17 protein-coding genes are annotated in these 19,919 nt (G+C 56.2%); 12 read left to right on the plus strand and 5 right to left on the minus strand.

The features are described from left to right. Window positions 1–2 precede the first annotated feature (2 nt). From parE to ABTW00_RS03375, 4 genes are all read left to right on the plus strand, one after another. Entirely contained in the window at window positions 3–1,898 is a 1,896-nt protein-coding gene (gene parE / locus ABTW00_RS03360; RefSeq protein WP_163447879.1) for a DNA topoisomerase IV subunit B, read from the plus strand. Between the two features lie 289 nt (window positions 1,899–2,187). Continuing rightward, complete coding sequence (locus ABTW00_RS03365) at window positions 2,188–3,165, plus strand: TRAP transporter substrate-binding protein (RefSeq protein ID WP_163447880.1); 978 nt, start codon at window positions 2,188–2,190, stop codon at window positions 3,163–3,165. Window positions 3,166–3,222: 57 nt separating this feature from the next. After that, window positions 3,223–3,771, plus strand: coding sequence for a TRAP transporter small permease (locus ABTW00_RS03370; RefSeq protein ID WP_065356064.1), 549 nt, complete (start codon window positions 3,223–3,225; stop codon window positions 3,769–3,771). Window positions 3,772–3,783: 12 nt separating this feature from the next. Further along, the gene (locus ABTW00_RS03375) at window positions 3,784–5,073 is read left to right on the plus strand and encodes a TRAP transporter large permease (RefSeq protein ID WP_167575000.1); all 1,290 of its coding nucleotides are present in this window, start codon (window positions 3,784–3,786) and stop codon (window positions 5,071–5,073) included. On the opposite strand, the gene ABTW00_RS03380 is transcribed toward ABTW00_RS03375, so the two are convergent. Further along, window positions 5,024–5,932 (minus strand): helix-turn-helix domain-containing protein, encoded by a 909-nt coding sequence (locus ABTW00_RS03380; protein ID WP_433638829.1) that lies wholly within the window; start codon window positions 5,930–5,932, stop codon window positions 5,024–5,026. The two genes, ABTW00_RS03375 and ABTW00_RS03380, sit on opposite strands and share 50 nt — an antisense overlap. 152 nt (window positions 5,933–6,084) lie before the next feature. Between ABTW00_RS03380 and ABTW00_RS03385 the strand changes: the two genes are divergently transcribed. The 3 genes from ABTW00_RS03385 (at window position 6,085) to ABTW00_RS03395 (ending at window position 10,504) form a co-directional block, all read left to right on the plus strand. Then, on the plus strand, window positions 6,085–7,923 hold the full coding sequence (locus tag ABTW00_RS03385) for a DUF2264 domain-containing protein (protein ID WP_433638831.1): 1,839 nt from the start codon (window positions 6,085–6,087) through the stop codon (window positions 7,921–7,923). Window positions 7,924–8,019: 96 nt separating this feature from the next. Continuing rightward, complete coding sequence (locus ABTW00_RS03390; RefSeq protein ID WP_064542340.1) at window positions 8,020–9,288, plus strand: oligosaccharide MFS transporter; 1,269 nt, start codon at window positions 8,020–8,022, stop codon at window positions 9,286–9,288. A 25-nt stretch (window positions 9,289–9,313) separates the two neighbouring features. After that, window positions 9,314–10,504, plus strand: a complete 1,191-nt coding sequence (locus ABTW00_RS03395; protein WP_433638833.1) for a glycoside hydrolase family 88 protein — start codon at window positions 9,314–9,316, stop codon at window positions 10,502–10,504. Window positions 10,505–10,554: 50 nt separating this feature from the next. Here ABTW00_RS03395 and ABTW00_RS03400 read toward each other — a convergent pair whose 3' ends face one another. From ABTW00_RS03400 to qseB, 4 genes are all read right to left on the minus strand, one after another. Then, window positions 10,555–10,869 carry a putative quinol monooxygenase gene (locus ABTW00_RS03400; protein ID WP_433638835.1) on the minus strand — a complete coding sequence of 105 codons (315 nt, stop codon included), beginning with the start codon at window positions 10,867–10,869 and terminating at the stop codon, window positions 10,555–10,557. A 30-nt stretch (window positions 10,870–10,899) separates the two neighbouring features. Continuing rightward, window positions 10,900–11,481: an NAD(P)H-dependent oxidoreductase gene (locus tag ABTW00_RS03405; protein ID WP_064542349.1), complete on the minus strand. Its 582-nt coding sequence runs from the start codon at window positions 11,479–11,481 to the stop codon at window positions 10,900–10,902. 106 nt (window positions 11,482–11,587) lie between these two features. Further along, complete coding sequence (gene qseC, locus ABTW00_RS03410; protein WP_064542352.1) at window positions 11,588–12,937, minus strand: quorum sensing histidine kinase QseC; 1,350 nt, start codon at window positions 12,935–12,937, stop codon at window positions 11,588–11,590. Then, entirely contained in the window at window positions 12,934–13,593 is a 660-nt protein-coding gene (gene qseB, locus ABTW00_RS03415) for a quorum sensing response regulator transcription factor QseB (RefSeq protein WP_064542355.1), read from the minus strand. The genes qseC and qseB overlap by 4 nt, the downstream gene beginning before the upstream one ends. Before the next feature lie 149 nt (window positions 13,594–13,742). Here qseB and ABTW00_RS03420 point away from each other — a divergent pair, with 149 nt between their 5' ends. The 5 genes from ABTW00_RS03420 (at window position 13,743) to ftsP (ending at window position 19,909) form a co-directional block, all read left to right on the plus strand. Beyond that, window positions 13,743–14,138 carry a YgiW/YdeI family stress tolerance OB fold protein gene (locus ABTW00_RS03420; RefSeq protein WP_064542358.1) on the plus strand — a complete coding sequence of 132 codons (396 nt, stop codon included), beginning with the start codon at window positions 13,743–13,745 and terminating at the stop codon, window positions 14,136–14,138. A gap of 71 nt (window positions 14,139–14,209) precedes the next feature. Then, window positions 14,210–15,076, plus strand: a complete 867-nt coding sequence (locus ABTW00_RS03425) for an AraC family transcriptional regulator (protein ID WP_271447179.1) — start codon at window positions 14,210–14,212, stop codon at window positions 15,074–15,076. Between the two features lie 110 nt (window positions 15,077–15,186). Continuing rightward, on the plus strand, window positions 15,187–17,445 hold the full coding sequence (gene parC / locus ABTW00_RS03430) for a DNA topoisomerase IV subunit A (RefSeq protein WP_064542363.1): 2,259 nt from the start codon (window positions 15,187–15,189) through the stop codon (window positions 17,443–17,445). Between the two features lie 214 nt (window positions 17,446–17,659). Next, the gene (locus ABTW00_RS03435) at window positions 17,660–18,397 is read left to right on the plus strand and encodes a 1-acylglycerol-3-phosphate O-acyltransferase (RefSeq protein ID WP_065356055.1); all 738 of its coding nucleotides are present in this window, start codon (window positions 17,660–17,662) and stop codon (window positions 18,395–18,397) included. A gap of 99 nt (window positions 18,398–18,496) precedes the next feature. Further along, the gene (gene ftsP, locus ABTW00_RS03440) at window positions 18,497–19,909 is read left to right on the plus strand and encodes a cell division protein FtsP (RefSeq protein WP_433638842.1); all 1,413 of its coding nucleotides are present in this window, start codon (window positions 18,497–18,499) and stop codon (window positions 19,907–19,909) included. The last annotated feature ends 10 nt before the right edge of the window (window positions 19,910–19,919 follow it).

A 19,919-nucleotide genomic window follows, 5' to 3' on the forward strand; every position in this document is an offset into this window, starting at 1 on the left:
TCATGACGCAATCTTCTTATAACGCTGATGCCATTGAGGTACTCACCGGGCTTGAGCCGGTTCGCCGCCGTCCGGGAATGTACACAGATACCACTCGCCCTAACCACCTTGGTCAGGAAGTGATTGATAACAGCGTGGATGAAGCGCTGGCCGGGCACGCGAAGCGTGTCGAAGTCATCCTCCATGCCGATCAGTCGCTGGAAGTTATCGATGACGGCCGCGGCATGCCCGTCGATATCCATCCGGAAGAGGGCGTACCGGCGGTTGAGCTGATCCTGTGCCGTCTGCACGCGGGCGGTAAGTTCTCCAACAAAAACTACCAGTTCTCCGGCGGCCTGCACGGCGTGGGGATTTCGGTGGTGAACGCCTTATCCAAACGCGTTGAAGTCAACGTTCGTCGCGACGGCCAAATCTACAGCATCGCGTTTGAGAACGGCGAAAAAGTCGAAGATTTACACGTTTCCGGTACCTGCGGGAAGCGCAATACCGGCACCAGCGTGCACTTCTGGCCGGACGAAAGCTTCTTCGACAGCCCGCGTTTTTCCGTATCCCGCTTAAGCCACCTGCTGAAAGCGAAAGCGGTGCTTTGCCCGGGCGTTGAAATCGTCTTTAAAGACAAAGTCAACGATACCGAACAGACCTGGTGCTACGCTGACGGTCTGAACGACTATCTCAGTGAAGCGGTGAACGGCCTGCCGCTGCTGCCGGAAAAGCCGTTTGTCGGCAACTTCTCCGGCGACACCGAAGCGGTGGACTGGGCGCTGTTGTGGCTGCCGGAAGGCGGCGAACTGCTGACCGAAAGCTACGTCAACCTGATCCCGACCATGCAGGGTGGTACGCACGTTAACGGTCTGCGTCAGGGCCTGCTCGACGCGATGCGCGAGTTCTGCGAATACCGCAACATCCTGCCGCGCGGCGTGAAGCTGTCGGCGGAAGATATCTGGGATCGCTGCGCCTACGTGCTGTCGGTGAAGATGCAGGATCCGCAGTTTGCCGGGCAGACTAAAGAGCGTCTCTCTTCCCGTCAGTGCGCGGCCTTTGTCTCCGGCGTGGTGAAAGACGCCTTTAGCCTGTGGCTGAACCAGAACGTGCAGGCGGCCGAGCTGCTGGCCGAAATGGCGATTTCCAGCGCCCAGCGTCGTCTGCGCGCGGCGAAAAAAGTGGTGCGTAAAAAACTCACCAGCGGACCGGCGCTGCCGGGCAAACTGGCCGACTGCACCGCGCAAGATCTCGCTCGCACCGAGCTGTTCCTTGTGGAAGGCGACTCGGCGGGCGGCTCCGCCAAACAGGCGCGCGATCGTGAATATCAGGCGATCATGCCGCTCAAAGGTAAGATCCTTAACACCTGGGAAGTCTCGTCTGACGAAGTGCTGGCCTCACAGGAAGTGCACGATATTTCCGTGGCGATCGGCATCGATCCGGACAGTTCGGATCTCAGCCAGCTGCGCTACGGCAAAATCTGTATCCTTGCGGATGCCGACTCCGATGGTCTGCACATTGCCACGCTGCTCTGCGCGCTGTTTGTGAAGCACTTCCGCGCGCTGGTGAAAGAAGGTCACGTCTACGTGGCGCTGCCGCCTCTGTATCGTATCGATCTGGGCAAAGAGGTTTACTACGCTCTGACCGAAGAAGAAAAAGCAGGCGTGCTGGAACAGCTCAAGCGTAAGAAAGGCAAACCGAACGTGCAGCGTTTTAAAGGTCTGGGTGAAATGAACCCGATGCAGCTGCGCGAAACCACGCTTGATCCGAACACTCGCCGCCTGGTGCAGCTTGTCATCAACGATGAAGATGAACAGCAGACTGATGCCACCATGGACATGCTGCTGGCCAAGAAGCGCTCGGAAGATCGCCGCAACTGGCTGCAGGAAAAAGGCGATATGGCCGATATCGAAGCCTGATTTCCAATCTCAAATTGAGCCTAAAAAGGAGACGCATGCGTCTCCTTTTTTATTGCCCGCGGGGCGGCTCAATCGCCAACCTCCGATGCTAATGAATCGATTCATTTCTAATTTCTGCGCTTTATGAAATGCCATTTTAAAATTTGGTATGACAGGTCACACTTTAGTTGTATGACTTCTACCATATTCTTCCGCTGGACATAAAACATACTTTTGAACATGGACGTCAATCTATGCAGCCAAGTGATTCGCATAGTGAATTTTATCTTTCCTTACAAGAGAATCGTCTATGTTAAGAAGAAAACTGGTTTTAAGCGTTTTATCTTTCTCGTTACTGATGGGGTCTGCGGCAGCGATGGCGAAAACGGTGTTCATCGCTTCAGATGTGCATCCCGCTGATTATCCGACGACTGCTGCGGTGATTCATATGGGGGAGAAGCTCAGTCAACAAACCGACGGGCGTCTCTCCATCAGGATGTTCCCAAGCGGGCAGATGGGAGATGAAAGCACCACGCTGGAAAAGACCCGCGCCGGGGCGATTGATATTCTGCGCGTTTCTATGGCGCCGGTTGGCGGCATCCTGCCGCAGGTGAGCGTCTTCAACATGCCGTTTGTGTTCCGCGATACCGATCATCAGCACAAAGTGCTGGATGGCGACGTGGGCAGCAAACTGGCGAAAGAGATCTCCGACAGCAACCTTGGGCTGGTTTTCCTTGGCTGGATGGACGCGGGCTCGCGCAGCTTGATCACCAAAAAACCGATCACCACCCTCGACGATCTGAAAGGCGTGAAGATCCGTCTGCAAAACAACCCGATTGGTCTCGATACTTTTAAAGCGCTGGGCGCTAACCCGATCGTCCTGCCGGTTGGCGATGTCTTCGCTAGCCTGCAAACCGGGGTGATTGACGCAGCAGAAAACAACGAGCCGACCTTTGATACCGAAAACTATGTGGTGGCCGGCACCAAATATTTTGACCTCACCGAACACTTTATGATCCCGGAAGTGCTCGCCTTCTCGAAGCGTAAATGGAGCAAACTGTCGGCGGAAGATCAGGCGCTGATCATGAAGCTGGCAAAAGAAGCGCAGGCGGAAGAACGCGTGCTCTGGGCTGAATACGTCGAGAAATCCAAACAGCGTCTGCAAAGCCAGGGCGTGAAATTCCTGCCGGTGGATAAAAAACCCTTTGTCGATGCCACTGCGCCGGTTCGCGAAAAATATGGCAAGCAGTTCAGCGACTTAATGCAAGAAATTCAGGACACCAAATAATCCCCGTGGCGGCAGGACGGCGCGTGCTGGCCTGCCCGTTTTGATCTGGAGATAACAATGAAAAATATCTATGTCCTGGTCATGGATGGCGTGTATCGGATCTGTATCTGGCTGTCAGGGATCAGCCTGTTATTTATGACGTTTATTTATCTGGTGGGGATTTACGCCCGTTTTCGTCCTGATTTTCCGGCATGGCTCGATTTTCTCCCGCATGCCTCAACCAGCTGGCCGGAACCGTTATCGCAGATTTGCATGATCACCTTCTCCTTCGTGGGGGCGGCCGCGGCCTATCGGGCCGGCAGCCACATCGCGATTACCATGCTGGTGGATCACATTAACCCGGCGATGAAAAAAGCACTGGCGGTGTTCGTCGATCTGGCGATGCTGGCCACCTGCCTGTTTATCATTCACTGGGGGATTATCGGTTGTATGGATGCCTGGGAGGACGTGGTGCCATCGCTGCCGTTCCTGACCTCGGGGATCACCCATTTGCCAATTCCGCTGGGGTCGTTCTTCACGCTGCTGTTTGTGGTTGAAAAACTGCTGTGCGGCCCGCAAACGCACCGCGAACTGGTGCAGTTTGGCTCGCCGAAAGTCGGTCACTAAGGGGCAAAAGCAATGGACTTAACGCTGATTATATTTGTCGTGACCTTCGTGGTGTTGATGGCCGTGGGGATGCCGGTGGCCTACGCCGTGGGGTTGACCGCCGTGGTGGTGACCGCCTTCGCGGACTTCTCGCTCGATGGCCTGGTTATCACCATTTTCCACAGTACCGATAACGTCAACCTGTTGACCATTCCCTTCTTCGTGTTCGCGGGGGCGATCATGGCAGAAGGGGGAATGGCGCGACGGCTGGTGGATTTTGCCGGGCTGTTTGTCGGCTGGATCCGCGGGGGGCTGTCGCTGGTTAACATTTTGGCCTCCACGCTGTTTGGCGCAATTTCGGGATCGTCGGTGGCGGATACCGCTTCGATCGGATCGGTGCTGATCCCGGAAATGGAGCGTAAAGGCTACCCGCGTTCTTTTGGCGCGGTGCTGACCGCCAGCGCCTCGGTGCAGGCGATCCTGGTGCCGCCAAGCCACAACTCGGTGTTGTTCGCTATCGTGGCGAACACTGCGGCGGTGACCATTCCGGCGATGTTCCTCGCCGGGATCATTCCGACCTTGGTGCTGTGCGTGACGCTTATCGTTATGTGTTTAATTGCGGCACGTAAAAACAACTATCCGAAAGAAGCGCGCGTTGAGCTGAAGCGCAAGATCAAGATTGCCTCCGACGCCATCTGGGGACTCGTGACCATTGTGATCATCTCCGGCGGCATCCTCTCGGGCTTCTTTACGCCGACGGAATCAGGGGCAATTGCCTGTATCTGGGCGATGTTTGTCACCTTCTTTGTCTACCGCGAATATAAGCTGAAGGATTTCCCGAAGCTTATCCACCGCACGATCAAAACCGTCACCATGGTGATGGTGCTGATCGCTTTTGCCGCCGCTTTTGGCTCGGTTATGACGCTGGTAGGGCTGCCGCAGGAGATCTCCGCCGCATTGTTGTCGCTGTCAGATAACAAGTACGTCATCCTGTTAATCATCAACATCATGCTGCTGCTGTTGGGCTGTCTGATGGACATGGCGCCGCTGATTCTGATTCTGACGCCGATCCTGCTGCCAGTGGTGGTAGAGCTAGGGATCGATCCGGTGCACTTCGGCATTATTATGATGATGAACTTAGGCATTGGGCTGATCACGCCGCCGGTAGGTTCGGTACTGTTCGTGGCCAGCGCCGTCAGCGGGCAGAAGATTGAAACCGTCGTGAAAGCGATGATTCCGTTCTACTGCGTGCTGTTCCTGGTGCTGATTGCCATTACCTATATCCCGATTCTGTCACTGTGGCTCCCGGGGCGCTTCCACTAGCCCGCTGGCGCGAAACGTGATTTTTCCGGTACTGCAAGGGGGTCTCACCGATCCCCTTTTTAAATGAGCTAATAAAGTAGGTCACTTCGGCAAACCCCACCTGCCCGGCAATCTCGCTCACCGGCAGCGCGCTGTGCAGCAGCAGCTCGCAGGCGCGGCGCAGGCGTAACGTATTGAGGTAGTCGTGAATATGCTCCCCGGTCTCGGCGCGAAAGCGGCGTGACAGATAGCTGCGCGATTTGCCCAGCTCCGCTGCCAGGGCATCAAGGCTGAATTTCTTCTGATAGTTCTCTTCAATCCAGAACATGACCGGGCTGGCAATACCGCTTGAGGTGTCGGTCATTTTTTCCTGCACCGGCGGCAGCATATTGAATAATGTCATTAACATACAGGCTATCTGTTCAGTGCTCAGCGCGGAGAGGCTGGCGGCGCGCGCGTAAAGCCCGAACAGATGATCGATATGGGGATGCATCTCGGCTAAATCGGCGACAAATGCCGGGCGGCCCCGTGTGGAAAGCATCTGCAAACGGCGGTGATTATCGGGAAAATGACGGAGAAGTTTGGCAATAGCGTGCTGATCGACGTGAATAATGGTACGGCGATAGCTGTCCTGCGCTTTCTCATCCACCATGATTTTATGCAACGTAAATGGCGGGAAGAAAAACAGTCGCCCGGGACGCATGGTGTACTGGCGATTGTCGACGATCACCACGCCAAAACCCTCTTCAACGTAGAGAATTTCCAGACACTGGTGCCAGTGATGGTAGCGCACGGTGTTGGCAAAAAGACGGCTGAATGACGCGACGGCGTCATTCAGCGTGATCAGCTCCAGATGTTCGGCATTCCAGGACGAAGTCATGTGCAATATATTTAAACTTTTACCGGTTTAATCTTACTACTAAACCACTGTTTTAAATTTTATCAAGCACCGGTTCACACAATACTATCAGTTGTGACCGGGTTAACATTTCTTCGCTGCCTGGATTCTCTATGCTTTAGCCACTTTCGAGGATGGTTAAATCAGGAGTCAGGACAGTGGCTGAAATATCAAAAATATTGTCATCACGTGAAGACGTTACAGCAACGTTGATGACGATGCTGAGCGCTCTCGATAAACAATTTCCCGCTGACGTCGCGCAGTTCTCGCTGGGTAACACCTGTGCGCACTACAGCACGGATATCGCGGAGATGGAGGGCTTATCGAGAGCGCTTTGGGGCCTGTTCCCGCTGCTGGCGGGCGGGGCGGACGTGCCGTTCAGCGACAAGTACATCACTGCCATTAAGTTAGGCACCGACCCGCAAAGCCCGTCTTACTGGGGCGAAACCGGGCCCTACGATCAGCGACTGGTCGAAATGGCCGCCTACGGCCTGGGGCTGGCGCTGTTGCAGGACAAGCTGACCGCGCATTTCAGCGACGCAGAACTGGCGAATCTGCATCGCTGGTTGAATCAAATCACCGATGCCCAGATGCCGGACAGCAACTGGAACTACTTCGCGGTGATTGTTCAGTTGGGCTTTAAGCGCGCCGGGCTGCCTTACGATCAGGCGGCGATTGACCGTCGCTTCAACATGATGGAAGCCTACTATCTTGGCGACGGCTGGTACTCTGATGGTCCCGGCCGCCCGAAGGACTACTATATTTCGATGGCGTTCCATTTCTATGGCCTGATTTACGCCACTCTTAACGCCAGCGATGACCCTACCCGCGCGGCTACCTTGCGTGAGCGCGCCAGCCTGTTCGCGAAGGATTTTATCTACATGTCCGCCGCCGACGGCGCATCGGTGCCGTTTGGTCGCAGCCTGACCTACCGTTTTGCCATGGTGGCTTTCTGGAGCGGCGTGGCGTTTGCTGAACTGGATGTGTTCTCACCGGGCGTCGTGAAAGGCATTATCCTGCGTCACCTGCGCTGGTGGTTGGCGCAGCCGATTTTCGATCGCGACGGTATTTTAACCCTTGGCTTCGCGTACCCGAATCTGGCGATGTGTGAAGACTATAACTCACCGGGCTCGCCGTACTGGGCGCTGAAAGTGTTCCTGATTCTGGCGCTGCCCGCCAATCACGCGTTCTGGCAGGCTCAAGAGCTGCCGCTGCCGAGGTTAGACCCGGTTCACGCCATTGTCCCCGCACAGCAGATTTTGCAACACGATGAAGGTTCGCAGCACGTGGTGATGCTGACCTCCGGGCAACTGGAGCTGAACAACTACGTCAATACCGAAGCGAAATACACCAAATTTGCCTACTCCACCCGTTTTGGTTTCACCATTGAGCGCGGGCGCTACGGTATCAAGCACGCGGCCTGCGACTCCATGCTGCTGCTGTCGGATAACGACAACTACTGGCGTGGTCGTCGAGAGTGCGCCAGCGTGGAGATGTTGGACGGTGCCATCTACTCCCGCTGGCTGCCGTGGCACGACGTGCAGGTCGATACCTGGCTGATTCCTTGCGGCGAATGGCATGTGCGTGTTCACCGTGTTAATACCGCGCGCCGTCTGCAGACGGTAGAGGGCGGTTTCGCGGTGATGAAGGCCGATGCGGAAATCACTGGGGGCCAAAGCCGCGTTCGTGCCGCTAATGGTACCAGCGTGGTGGTCGATCTCTCCCCGCACGCGGTGCGCCAGGCCGACTGCGTGATTACGCCGCCAAACAGCAGCGTGATGTTCCCGGAATGCGCGGCTATCCCAATGCTCTCTGGCGATATCGCCCCCGGCGAACACTGGTTGTGCTGTGCCGTCGTCGCTAGCGGTGACACCCATGCGCCGTTGCCGGCACTGCCGATGCTGCATATTGAAAACAATGCGCTAAGCGTCAGGGATAACGTGAGCGGAAAAATAACAAATTTAAGTTTATAACCCTCCGGAAAATACAATAAACCGGAATATCCCCTCGCCAGCTTTGAATTGTCATGATTCAGAGCTGGCACCCTACAAAGTTTTGTCGAGGACCGTATGGAAAAAATAGCGTCTCCAAACAGGCTTGAATATTACAAAATAAGTTCGTTTATCTTTTTATATTTCTTTACCTGGTCTGCCAGCATTGGCCTCTTTGCCATTTGGCTTGGGCAAAAAGCGGAGCTCAGCGGCGCAGTCATTGGCACCGTTTTTGCCGTTAACGGAATATTCTCGGTAATTCTTAAACCGATCTACGGCTATATTCTCGATAAGATCGGTATGAGTAAATATCTGCTCTATTTTGTGGTGGTGATGTCCGCCCTGATGGCGCCGTTCTTTATTTATGTTTATCAGCCACTGCTGCTGTCTTACACCACCCTCGGGATTATTGTTGGGGCGATTTATCTGAGCTTCGCATGGTATGCCGGTGTGGCGGCTTGTGAATCCTATGCCGATCGTTACAGCCGTCTGAACAGCATGGAGTTCGGTCAAATTCGTATGTGGGGCTCGCTCGGTTGGGCGGTGGCGTCCTCATTCTCCGGTCTGCTGTTTAATATCTCTCCGGCCTACAACTTTATTCTCGGCAGCGTAGCGTCGCTGGTCATGCTGGCAGTGTTAATCAGCCTGAAGGTCGATACCCAGACGGCGAATGCAAGTGCTGTGATTTCTAAAGATAAAATTGTCCTGAAAGACGTTTTCGATCTGCTGAAAAGCGGCAAATTCTGGGCCTTCTGCCTGTATGTGGCTGGGGTTGCATGGATGATGTTTGTCGCTGAGCAGCAGTTCTCCCGTTATTTTGTGACCTTCTTTGATGATGTTCATGAAGGGAATACCATATTTGGCCTGCTCGGCACGGTACAGTCCGGCACCGAATTTGTGATGTATATATTTATGCCGATGTTTGTGAATTATATCGGTGCAAAACGCGGTCTGATTATAGTCGGCGCATTAGTTGGCGCGCGACTGGTTATTTCAGGCCTGTGCGACTCTCATCTGCTGATTTCCGTTATTAAGCCGCTGTACGGTCTGGAAATTTGTCTGCTGCTGGTATCGGTCTTTAAATATATTGCCGAGCATTTCGATAAACGCGTTAATGCCACCATGTATTTATTAGGCTATCAGGCGATGCTGTATATCGGTAACGTCGTGGTCTCGTCCCCGGCAGGATTATTGTACGATCGTATTGGTTTCGAAAAAACCTATATTATTATGGGCGGAATTGCGCTGTTCTTTACGCTTATCTCCGCATTCACTTTATCCGCCTGTAAACGTCAGAATCATCGCCAGCCAGCCCTTGATGTGGCTGAAAATGGTATTTCTAAATAAGCCTTACTGATTGAAGGAACCGAATATGTTAAACCAAATCGTTGAGGAAAAATTACGTGAATTCCCGGGCGCTCCCGTTAATCTGCAAACGTTTAACGATGAGCTGTGCTCGGCGCGTAGCCATGTCCTTAAGCTGATTAGCCGTCATTTAACGGATTTCGGTGATAAATTCCCCGGCGAGGCCTGCGTTAAAGGTTATTACCCGTTAACCGAAAACGTTGAATGGACCACCAGCTTCTGGACCGGCCAGCTCTGGCTGGCGTGGGAAATGACCGGTGATGAGAAGTATCGGGCGCTGGCGGAAAAACACGCGCGTTCATTCGGCCTGCGCATTGCCGGGCGTCATGATACCAATACCCACGATCTGGGCTTCCTGTATACGCTCTCCTGCGTATCGGCGTGGCGCCTGACCGGCAATCGCGACGCGCGCGGTTTTTCCCTGCTGGCGGCGGAAGCGCTGCTCGAACGTTTCCACCGCAAAGCGGAAATCATTCAGGCCTGGGGCGTGTTGACCGATCCGGAGCAGGCCGGGCGCATGATCATCGACTGCACCATGAACCTGCCGTTGCTGTACTGGGCGACGGAACAGACCGGCGACCCGCGCTTTGCCGATGCGGCCCGCGCGCATGTGCGTCAGTCTGCGAAGTATCTGGTGCGTGAAGATGCTTCGACCTACCACACCTACTATATGGACGTGCAGACCGGCGAACCACGCTTTGGCAAAACGCAGCAGGGCTACGCCGACGACTCCTGCTGGTCGCGCGGCCAGGCGTGGGGCATCTACGGCTTTATGCTGAGTTTCCTCTACACCGGCGATAAGGAACTGATTAGCTTGTCGAAAAAGCTGGCGAACTACTTCCTTAACCGTTTACCGGAGGATGCGATCTGTCACTGGGATCTGGCGCTGGTCGGCACCGATGCGCTGCGTGATTCGTCATCGGCGGCGATTGCGGTATGTGGACTGCTGGAGCTGGTGAAGCATCTGCCGACCACCGATCCGGATCGTGAGCGCTATCAGCAGTGGGCGATGGGCATCATGTCGTCGCTGTCAAAAAACTATCTGATGGGGCTGGACGAGCCGGGTACCGGCGTGCTGAAGCATTCGGTGTATCACTTCGCCAGCGATAAAGGCGTGGATGAGTGCTGTAGCTGGGGGGATTACTTCTATGTGGAAGCGCTGGTACGTATGACGCAGAGCTGGAAGCTGTACTGGTAATATGTCGTCTGGAGTCGGCGTGTTTACGCCGACTCCAGTGAAATACGGGCTTAAACGCCCGCTTTCAGAATACGAATGCTCGTATCCAGCACGTCGCCTTTCACCGCTTCACCCCAGGCTTTCATGTGCGGGGTTTGCAGGTGCGCTTCAAGATGTGCCACGCTTTCCCACACTTCGACCATCACGATCGAGTCCGGGGCGGTCGTCTGGAAGCTGACGCCTGCCGCGTGGTCTACCATTGGCGCATAGCCGTGGCAGCCGTCTTCTTTCAGGACGGTCGGGATAATTTTCGCGAACTGATCCAGTACCGCCTGACGGTGGTGTTGGCCGGGACGGGTACGGATTTCAGCAATAACTGTCAACATGATTAACTCCTTCTAATTCCTGACTAACAGTTAACCAAAAATTTTCCCAAGATGCTCGCGATATTCTGCAACGTAGCGCGGAATGTCCGGCATTTTAATCACGTCGTTGGCGATAAAGGTTGGCAGCGCTTCCATTCCCAGGAACTGGTTGGCTTTGTGGAACGGCAGATACACGCCGTCAACGCCCACGCCGTGGAAGAACTGTTCTTTATCGGTAAAGGCTTCCATCGGTGCGTTCCAGGTCAGGGACAGCATGTAGGTTTTGCCCTGAATCAGGCCGCCAGAACCGTATTTCTTGCTCGCGTCGGAGCGGGTGCGGCCATCGCTGGCGTACAGGGAGCCGTGACCTTCGGTGAAGACGTCATCGATGTATTTTTTCACGGTCCACGGTGCGCCCATCCACCAGCCCGGCATCTGCCAGATGACGGAGTCCGCCCACAGGAAGTTCTGCACTTCGGCTTTGACATCGTAGTCGCCGTCGGCGCGAACCACTTTAACATCATGCCCGAGGTCGCGCAGGAAGGTTTCCGCGACTTCGGTCAGGGTGTCATTCAGCTGGCCGTTGGAGTGGCCGAATTTTTTCGCGCCGTTAACAATCAGGATGTTGCTCATTATATGTCCTCAATAAAATGCCTTTGTCAGCCATGATACTCGGCAACTTGCTACGGTTAAATGTGCAAAATGTGCAAAGTCTTTTGCTGAAATAGCAATAATCTCTTCAGCCACGAATATCGACCTGGAAACCGCCGTTGGGCACATTGCGGAAAGTCACGGACATATGATGTAACGCCGCGATGCGCTGCACGATAGACAGCCCCAGGCCGCTGCCGGTGGCATCCTGGCCCGGCGGGCGATAGAAACGTTCGCCGATGCGCGCCAGCGCCTCCGGGCTGATGCCCGGCCCGTTGTCGCGCACGCTAAACCCGTCAGGGGTCAGCGTCACGTCGACCACGCTGCCTGCCGGGCTATAGCGCACGGCATTGTCCAGCAGGTTACGCACCAGCAGACCCAGCAGCAGCGGCTGAGCCGTCCGGGTGACCGACTGAGCATTGAGATGCAGCCGCACTTCGATGCCTGCTTTTTGCGCCGTGTGGTAGATGTCCATGACGGAGGATTGCAGCAGCTCGTCCAACGCGACGCTCTGCACGTCCGCCAGCTGTTCGAGCGAATCCAGGCGCGAAAGGGTAAGCAGCTGTTCCACCAGCCGGGTGGCGCGGTCAATACCCTCATGCAGCTGCATCAGCGCTTTACGCTGGCTTTCTGGATCGTCCTGCGACATCTGCGCCACTTCGGCCTGCACCCGCAGCGCCGTTAAGGGGCTGCGCAGCTCGTGGGCGGCGTCAGAGGTAAAGCGCCGCTCGCGGGTCACCATGTCGTGGGTTCGACGGAACAACTGGTTGAGGGCATCCAGCAGCGGGCGCACTTCCGTCGGTACGCTATCGGTGTTCAACGGCTCACTGGCATCCGGGTCGCGTTGGCGCAGCGTGCGGGTCAGCTTTTTCAGCGGCGCCAGCTCGCGGCTCAGCAGCACGATCAGCAGCAAAAACATCACCGGCAGTGCGATAAGCCACGGCGTCAACTGGCTGGTAATGATATCCAGCGCCATCTCGCGACGGTAATCCCACTCCTGGCCGACAACGATGCGATACTTTTTATCGGCGGTGGTCAGCCAAAGAAAGCGCCAGGGGTCATCGTCATTGTTGAGTTGCCCGTCATCGAAACCATCCCGCCGATAGTGATAGGGAATGTCCGGCCCATTTTCACCGTCGTGCAGCACCATTTTGCCGTCAGTGGTGTAGATGGCGAAGGCCAGTACGTCGTCATCCAGATGGCCGTGTTTTACCTTTTTTGGCGTGCGGATCCACTGACGTGAAGCCGACAGGTCGGTAAAATCCATGGCGCTGATGCGTTTGGCAAATAACATCTGCTGGGTGTCGAAAAGCTCATCCAGCTTTTTGGTGGTTTGCTTCCAGGCGATGGCGCTGGCGAAACACCAGGTGATGGCGGCAAGCAGCATAAACAGCAGCGTCAGACGGACGCGCAGGCTAAGGTGGCGGAACAGATTCATTGGTCACCCAGGGTGTAGCCGATACCGTGAACGGTACGGATAAAGGCGCTGCCAAGCTTGCGGCGCAGATGGTGGACGTGGACTTCAATAGCGTTGCTGATGACCTCTTCATCCCAGCTGTAGAGCTTCTCTTCAATGAGCTTGCGGGGCAGCACGCGCCCGGCGTTGCGCAGCAGCAGCTCCAGCAGCGCGAACTCTTTGGGTTTGAGCACCAGCGCTTCGCCCTTTAGCGTGGCGGTCAGGCTGCCGGGATCCAACTCGACGTCGCCGTGACGTAGTACGCTGCTGGGCTGCCCATGGGCGCGACGAATCAGCGCCTCCAGCCTGGCGGCGACTTCAATCAGGGCAAAGGGCTTACAGAGATAATCGTCGGCGCCGAGACGTAACCCTTCCACACGCTGGCTAAGCGCATCGCGAGCGGTGAGGATGAGCACCGGCTCGCGGCGGGCGTTTTCGCGCCACTCGCGCAGAATATCCAGCCCGTCGATACCCGGCAGCGTCAGGTCGAGGATCACGGCATCGTAAGGGGCCGTGTAGAGCGCGGTTTTGCCTTCTTCACCACGGGTGAACCAATCAAGGGTGAAGCCCATTTTTCCCAGCCCGGTCTTAATGCCGTCGCCGATAAGCTTGTCATCTTCCACTAATAAAATGCGCATATCTTGCTCCTTGCCGACACTCTGAATGCCAAGTAAACCGCGCCTTTAGCGCCGCTGTACAGCAAAAAAAATTCTTTTTTCCGCTTAAGAAGTTGTTAAGAATTGGACGGTGTAATCGGCAGCACAGCCAATAACAAGGAGACATTATCATGAAGAAACTTGCTGCTTTCGCCGCCATTCTGGCACTGGCATCCGCACCGGCCTTCGCCGCTAATCAGGGCGGTTTTTCCGGCCCTTCCAGCACCACGACGACGCAAACCGGCGGCTTTACCGGCCCTAGCGGAACGGTAACCACCGCGGCAAACGCGAAATCAATGCGTGACGATACCTGGGTGACGCTGCGCGGTAATATCACCGAGCGTGTTTCCGACGATCTGTATATCTTTAAAGATTCCAGCGGCACCATCAATGTCGATATTGACCACAAGCGCTGGAACGGCCAGACCATCTCCCCGCAGGATCTGGTAGAAATTCAGGGTGAAGTAGATAAAGACTGGAACTCTGTCGAAGTCGACGTGAAGCAGATTCGTAAAGTGAATCCGTAACCCCACACAGCGCAAGATCGGTCAGGATTCACCGCCGCCCGGTGGGCAGAATAGGCCACAAGGAGGCAGTGATGAATGACCTGATAAGCGCGGCTTATTCCGAACGTCTGCGGCGCGTTTGCGACCACATTGAGCGTCATCTGGATGAGCCTCTGTCGATTGAGGCGTTAAGCCGGATGGCGCACAGTTCGCCGTTTCATTTTCACCGGCAGTTTACCGCCTGGAGCGGGCTTCCGCTCTATCGCTATATCCAGTGGCTGCGCTTGCGCCGGGCATCATGGCGGCTGGCGTTTAATCCGCAGGATAAAGTTATCGATATCGCGCTGGATGCCGGATTCCAGAATCCGGAGTCGTTCTCACGTGCTTTCAAAACCGCGTTTGGTCAAAGCCCGCGCCGGTTCCGGCAATCGCCGGACTGGCTGGCCTGGCACCAACGCGTTCCTAAACTTGCGTTACAGGAGCAGCATGTAATGGACGTAAAAATCGTTGATTTTCCACCTACCCGCGTTGCGATGCTGACGCATCTGGGGCATCCGGATAAGGTCAATGCCAGCGCGGCGAAATTTATTGCATGGCGACGCGAAACGGGCCAGTCGCCGATTGCCAGCAGTCAGACTTTTGGCATCGCCTGGCACGACCCGCAGACCACGCCGCCGGATCAATTCCGCTTTGATATCTGCGGCAGCGTCCGCCAGCCGATAGCCGAAAATGACGTTGGCGTGGTGAATAGCGAGATTCCCGGCGGGCGCTGCGCGGTGGTGCGCCATCAGGGAGCGCTCGACAGCCTCCCGGAGAGCGTGTGGTATTTATTCCGCGAATGGCTACCGGCCAGCGGCGAGACGCCGCGCGATTTTCCGCTCTTCTTCCAGTACCTGAATTTCGTCCATGAGGTGGCGGAACATGAGCTGCTGACGGATATCTATCTGCCGCTTCGTTAACTTCCTTGCAACCTATCTCACGGTTTGTGACTCAGACCGTGAGATAGGGTATTATCTGCGGCAATATTGCCGTCCGAACGGTCAGCATGCAGATTGAGGATCCCCTGTTAATGAGCGATATGGCAGAGCGCCTTGCGCTACATGAATTTACGGAAAACGCCTACTTAAACTACTCCATGTACGTCATCATGGATCGTGCGTTGCCGTTTATTGGCGACGGCCTGAAGCCGGTACAGCGCCGCATCGTCTATGCGATGTCAGAGCTGGGGCTGAACGCCAGCGCCAAATTTAAAAAATCCGCCCGTACCGTTGGTGACGTACTGGGTAAGTATCATCCGCACGGCGACAGCGCCTGCTATGAAGCCATGGTGCTGATGGCGCAGCCGTTCTCTTATCGTTACCCGCTGGTCGATGGCCAGGGGAACTGGGGCGCGCCGGATGATCCCAAGTCATTCGCGGCGATGCGTTATACCGAATCCCGCTTGTCTAAATACTCCGAGCTGCTGCTAAGCGAGCTGGGGCAGGGAACGGCTGACTGGGTGCCCAACTTCGACGGCACGATGCAGGAGCCGAAAATGCTGCCTGCGCGCGTGCCGAACATCCTGTTGAACGGCACCACCGGTATTGCCGTGGGCATGGCGACGGATATTCCGCCGCACAACCTGCGCGAAGTGGCGAAAGCGGCGATTACGCTGATTGAGAAACCGCAGACCACCCTTGACGAAGTGCTGGATATTGTCCAGGGGCCGGACTACCCGACCGAAGCGGAAATCATCACCTCCCGTGCGGAAATCCGCAAAATTTACCAGAACGGTCGTGGCTCCGTGCGCATGCGCGCGGTGTGGACCAAGGAAGACGGCGCGGTGGTGATTACCGCGCTGCCGCATCAGGTTTCCGGCGCCAAGGTGCTGGAGCAGATCGCGGCCCAGATGCGCAACAAAAAGCTGCCGATGGTTGACGATCTGCGCGATGAATCTGACCATGAGAACCCGACCCGTCTGGTGATCGTGCCGCGTTCCAATCGCGTGGACATGGAGCCGGTGATGCATCACCTGTTTGCCACCACCGATCTGGAAAAAAGCTACCGCATCAACCTGAACATGATTGGCCTCGACGGCCGCCCGGCGGTGAAAAACCTGCTGGAGATCCTCACCGAGTGGCTGGCGTTCCGCCGCGACACGGTGCGCCGTCGTCTGAACTATCGTCTGGAGAAAGTGCTGAAGCGCCTGCATATCCTTGAAGGTTTGCTGGTGGCGTTTCTCAACATCGATGAAGTGATCGAGATCATCCGTAACGAGGATGAGCCGAAACCCGCGCTGATGTCGCGCTTTGGCATCAGCGAAACGCAGGCGGAAGCGATCCTTGAGCTGAAACTGCGCCATCTCGCCAAACTCGAAGAGATGAAGATTCGCGGCGAGCAGGACGATTTAGCCAAAGAACGCGATCAGCTGCAGGCGATCCTCGCCTCCGAGCGCAAGATGAGTAACCTGCTGAAGAAAGAACTGCAGGCCGATGCGGATGCTTTCGGCGACGACCGTCGTTCGCCGCTGCACGAGCGTGAAGAAGCGAAGGCGATGAGCGAGCACGATATGCTGCCGTCCGAGCCGGTCACCATCGTGCTGTCACAGATGGGCTGGGTGCGTAGCGCCAAAGGCCACGATATCGACGCGCAGGGGCTGAGCTATAAGTCGGGCGACAGCTGGAAAGCATCGGTGAAAGGCAAGAGCAACCAGCCGGTGGTGTTTGTCGATACTACCGGTCGCAGCTACGCCATTGACCCGATTACGCTCCCGTCCGCACGCGGGCAGGGCGAACCGCTCACCGGCAAGCTGACGCTGCCGCCGGGCGCGACCGTCGAACATATGCTGATGGAAGGGGACGATACCAGGCTGCTGATGGCCTCCGATGCGGGCTATGGTTTCCTGTGTACCTTCAACGATCTGGTGGCGCGTAACCGTGCTGGTAAAGCGCTGATTTCGCTGCCGGAAAATGCCCATGTGATGCCGCCGCTGGTCGTTGAGGACGAGTCCGACATGCTGCTGGCGATCACCGCCGCGGGCCGTATGCTGATGTTCCCGTTGAGCGATCTGCCGCAGTTGTCGAAAGGTAAGGGTAACAAGATTATCAGTATCCCATCGGCGGAAGCGGCCAACGGTACCGATAGCCTTGCACACCTGTATATCCTGCCGCCGCAGAGCACGCTGACCTTCCACGTGGGCAAACGTAAGATCAAACTGCGCCCGGAAGAACTGCAAAAAGTGACCGGTGAACGCGGTCGTCGCGGCACGCTGATGCGCGGCCTGCAGAAAATCGACCGTGTGGAGATTGATTCGCCGCAGCGCGCGCAGGTGGACGATAGCGAAGAGTAAGTTTTCCCCGCCGCTGGGCGGGGGAAAATTTGCCGTAAAACCGTTGTTAATTCAGCCGTTGCGATTAACAATACCCTTTTGCAGGGGTCTGCAAGTAACAAAGCCCTGTCCGGTATACGTGCCCGTTATGCCTGGCTGGAAATGTGCGCCCGGCGTACATGACAGCCGCGCACCGACGGTATAATTCTAAGCGGTTCAGGGGTCAGAGGACGCTATGCTATTTATTTTACGTGTCATTATTGTTGTCATTTACTGCATCCTGGTATGCATTTTTGGCTGCATCTATTGTCTGTTCAGCCCGCGTAACCCAAAACACGTCGCCACCTTCGGACATATGTTTGGCCGCCTGGCGCCCGTCTTTGGTCTCAAGGTTGAAACCCGCCTGCCTGCTGGCGCGGAAAGCTTTGGCAACGCCATCTACATCGCTAACCATCAGAACAACTATGACATGGTTACCGCCGCAAACATCGTGCTGCCGCCAACCGTTACGGTAGGGAAAAAGAGTCTGGTATGGATCCCGTTCTTCGGCCAGCTGTACTGGCTGACGGGTAACCTGCTGATTGACCGCAACAACCGTGCGAAAGCGCACGGTACCATTGCGGAAGTGGTCAATACTTTTCAGAAACGCAAAATCTCCTTCTGGATGTTCCCGGAAGGAACCCGCAGCCGCGGTCGCGGCCTGCTGCCGTTCAAAACCGGCGCGTTCCACGCGGCTATCGCTTCGGGCGTGCCGATTATCCCGGTGTGCGTGTCGAATACCTCCAATAAAATCAAACTCAACCGTTGGAATAACGGCCTGGTGATTGTGGAAATGCTGGATCCTATCGACACCAGCGCGTGGGGCAAAGATCAGGTGCGCGATCTGGCGAAGCACTGCCGGGAAGTGATGAAGGCTAAAATCGATGAGCTGGACCAGGAAGTGGCCCAACGCGAAGCCGCCGCGAAAAAGTAATGCCCTGTTGACGGCGTGAGCAAACGCTCGCGCCGTAGATTTTTTGCTGTCGGGAAAGTGATTTCCCACTTTTGATTTGTCAGTTTTGATGGAGCTTATATGTCACTCAGTCGGCGTCAGTTTATTCAGGCTTCGGGCGTTGCGCTTTGTGCAGGCGCGGTGCCGCTGAGGGCGCAGGCCGCAGGGAAACAACCCGTGCTGCCGGTGCCTCCGCTGCTGGAGTCGCGTCGCGGACAGCCGCTGTTCTTAACGCTACAGCGCGCGCACTGGTCGTTCACTCAGGGCACTCGGGCGCCGGTATGGGGCGTCAACGGTCGCTATCTGGGGCCGACGATCCGCGTCTGGAGCGGCGATGACGTTAAGCTTATCTACAGTAACCGACTCACCGAAAACGTCGCGATGACCGTACGCGGTCTGCAGGTGCCGGGGCCGCTGATCGGCGGCGCGGCGCGTATGATGACGCCGAATGCCGACTGGGCGCCGGTGTTGCCAATTCGTCAGAGCGCCGCCACGCTGTGGTATCAGGCCAATACGCCGAACCACATGGCTCAGCAGGTCTATAACGGCCTTGCGGGTATGTGGCTGATCGAAGATGATGTTAGTAAGTCCTTACCTTTCCCTAACCATTACGGTGTGGACGACTTCCCTGTCATCATTCAGGACAAGCGTCTGGATAACTTTGGTACGCCGGTCTACGAAGAACCGGGCAGCGGTGGCTTCGTGGGCGACACGCTGCTGGTGAACGGCGTGCAGGGGCCCTATGTGGAAGTTTCCCGCGGCTGGGTACGTCTGCGCCTGCTGAATGCTTCCAACTCGCGTCGCTATATGCTGCGGATGAGCGATGGCCGCGCCCTGCACGTCATCTCCAGCGATCAGGGTTTCTTACCCGCGCCGGTCTCTACCACTCAGCTGTCGCTGGCCCCGGGTGAGCGCCGGGAAGTGTTGGTGGATATGACCAACGGCGATGAAGTGTCTATTACCTGCGGTGAGTCCGCCAGCATCATGGATCGTATCCGTGGCTTCTTCGAGCCGTCGAGCATTCTGGTTTCTACGCTGGTGCTGACCCTTCGTCCGACGGGGCTGCTGCCGTTAGTGACCGATAACTTACCGATGCGCATTCTGCCGACGGAAATCCTCAGCGGTACGCCGATTCGCAGTCGCGATATCCAGTTGAGCGACGATCCTGGCATCAACGGTCAGCTGTGGGACCCGCAGCGTATCGATATTACCGCGCAGCAGGGCACCTGGGAGCGCTGGACGGTTCGCGCCGACGCGCCGCAGTCGTTCCATATTGAAGGGGTGATGTTCCAGATCCGTAACGTTAACGGCGCGATGCCGTTGCCGGAGGATCGCGGCTGGAAAGATACCGTCTGGGTTGACGGTCAGGTCGAGCTGCTGGTTTATTATGGCCAGCCGTCGTGGCCGCACTTCCCGTTCCAGTACGTCAGCCAAACGCTGGAACTGGCAGACCGCGGTTCTATCGGACAGATTCTGGTCAACCCGGCTCCGTAGCCGGGCACAG

The sequence above is a fragment of the Kluyvera georgiana genome, assembly GCF_050990895.1.
Lineage (GTDB): Bacteria > Pseudomonadota > Gammaproteobacteria > Enterobacterales > Enterobacteriaceae > Kluyvera > Kluyvera georgiana.

Excerpts from the sequence above, each read along its gene's own strand:
- parE (WP_163447879.1), top strand. The coding sequence starts at position 3 with ATGACGCAATCTTCTTATAACGCTGATGCCATTGAGGTACTCACCGGG.
- ABTW00_RS03365 (WP_163447880.1), top strand. The coding sequence starts at position 2,188 with ATGTTAAGAAGAAAACTGGTTTTAAGCGTTTTATCTTTCTCGTTACTG.
- ABTW00_RS03370 (WP_065356064.1), top strand. The coding sequence starts at position 3,223 with ATGAAAAATATCTATGTCCTGGTCATGGATGGCGTGTATCGGATCTGT.
- ABTW00_RS03375 (WP_167575000.1), top strand. The coding sequence starts at position 3,784 with ATGGACTTAACGCTGATTATATTTGTCGTGACCTTCGTGGTGTTGATG.
- ABTW00_RS03380 (WP_433638829.1), bottom strand. The coding sequence starts at position 5,932 with ATGACTTCGTCCTGGAATGCCGAACATCTGGAGCTGATCACGCTGAAT.
- ABTW00_RS03385 (WP_433638831.1), top strand. The coding sequence starts at position 6,085 with ATGGTTAAATCAGGAGTCAGGACAGTGGCTGAAATATCAAAAATATTG.
- ABTW00_RS03390 (WP_064542340.1), top strand. The coding sequence starts at position 8,020 with ATGGAAAAAATAGCGTCTCCAAACAGGCTTGAATATTACAAAATAAGT.
- ABTW00_RS03395 (WP_433638833.1), top strand. The coding sequence starts at position 9,314 with ATGTTAAACCAAATCGTTGAGGAAAAATTACGTGAATTCCCGGGCGCT.
- ABTW00_RS03400 (WP_433638835.1), bottom strand. The coding sequence starts at position 10,869 with ATGTTGACAGTTATTGCTGAAATCCGTACCCGTCCCGGCCAACACCAC.
- ABTW00_RS03405 (WP_064542349.1), bottom strand. The coding sequence starts at position 11,481 with ATGAGCAACATCCTGATTGTTAACGGCGCGAAAAAATTCGGCCACTCC.
- qseC (WP_064542352.1), bottom strand. The coding sequence starts at position 12,937 with ATGAATCTGTTCCGCCACCTTAGCCTGCGCGTCCGTCTGACGCTGCTG.
- qseB (WP_064542355.1), bottom strand. The coding sequence starts at position 13,593 with ATGCGCATTTTATTAGTGGAAGATGACAAGCTTATCGGCGACGGCATT.
- ABTW00_RS03420 (WP_064542358.1), top strand. The coding sequence starts at position 13,743 with ATGAAGAAACTTGCTGCTTTCGCCGCCATTCTGGCACTGGCATCCGCA.
- ABTW00_RS03425 (WP_271447179.1), top strand. The coding sequence starts at position 14,210 with ATGAATGACCTGATAAGCGCGGCTTATTCCGAACGTCTGCGGCGCGTT.
- parC (WP_064542363.1), top strand. The coding sequence starts at position 15,187 with ATGAGCGATATGGCAGAGCGCCTTGCGCTACATGAATTTACGGAAAAC.
- ABTW00_RS03435 (WP_065356055.1), top strand. The coding sequence starts at position 17,660 with ATGCTATTTATTTTACGTGTCATTATTGTTGTCATTTACTGCATCCTG.
- ftsP (WP_433638842.1), top strand. The coding sequence starts at position 18,497 with ATGTCACTCAGTCGGCGTCAGTTTATTCAGGCTTCGGGCGTTGCGCTT.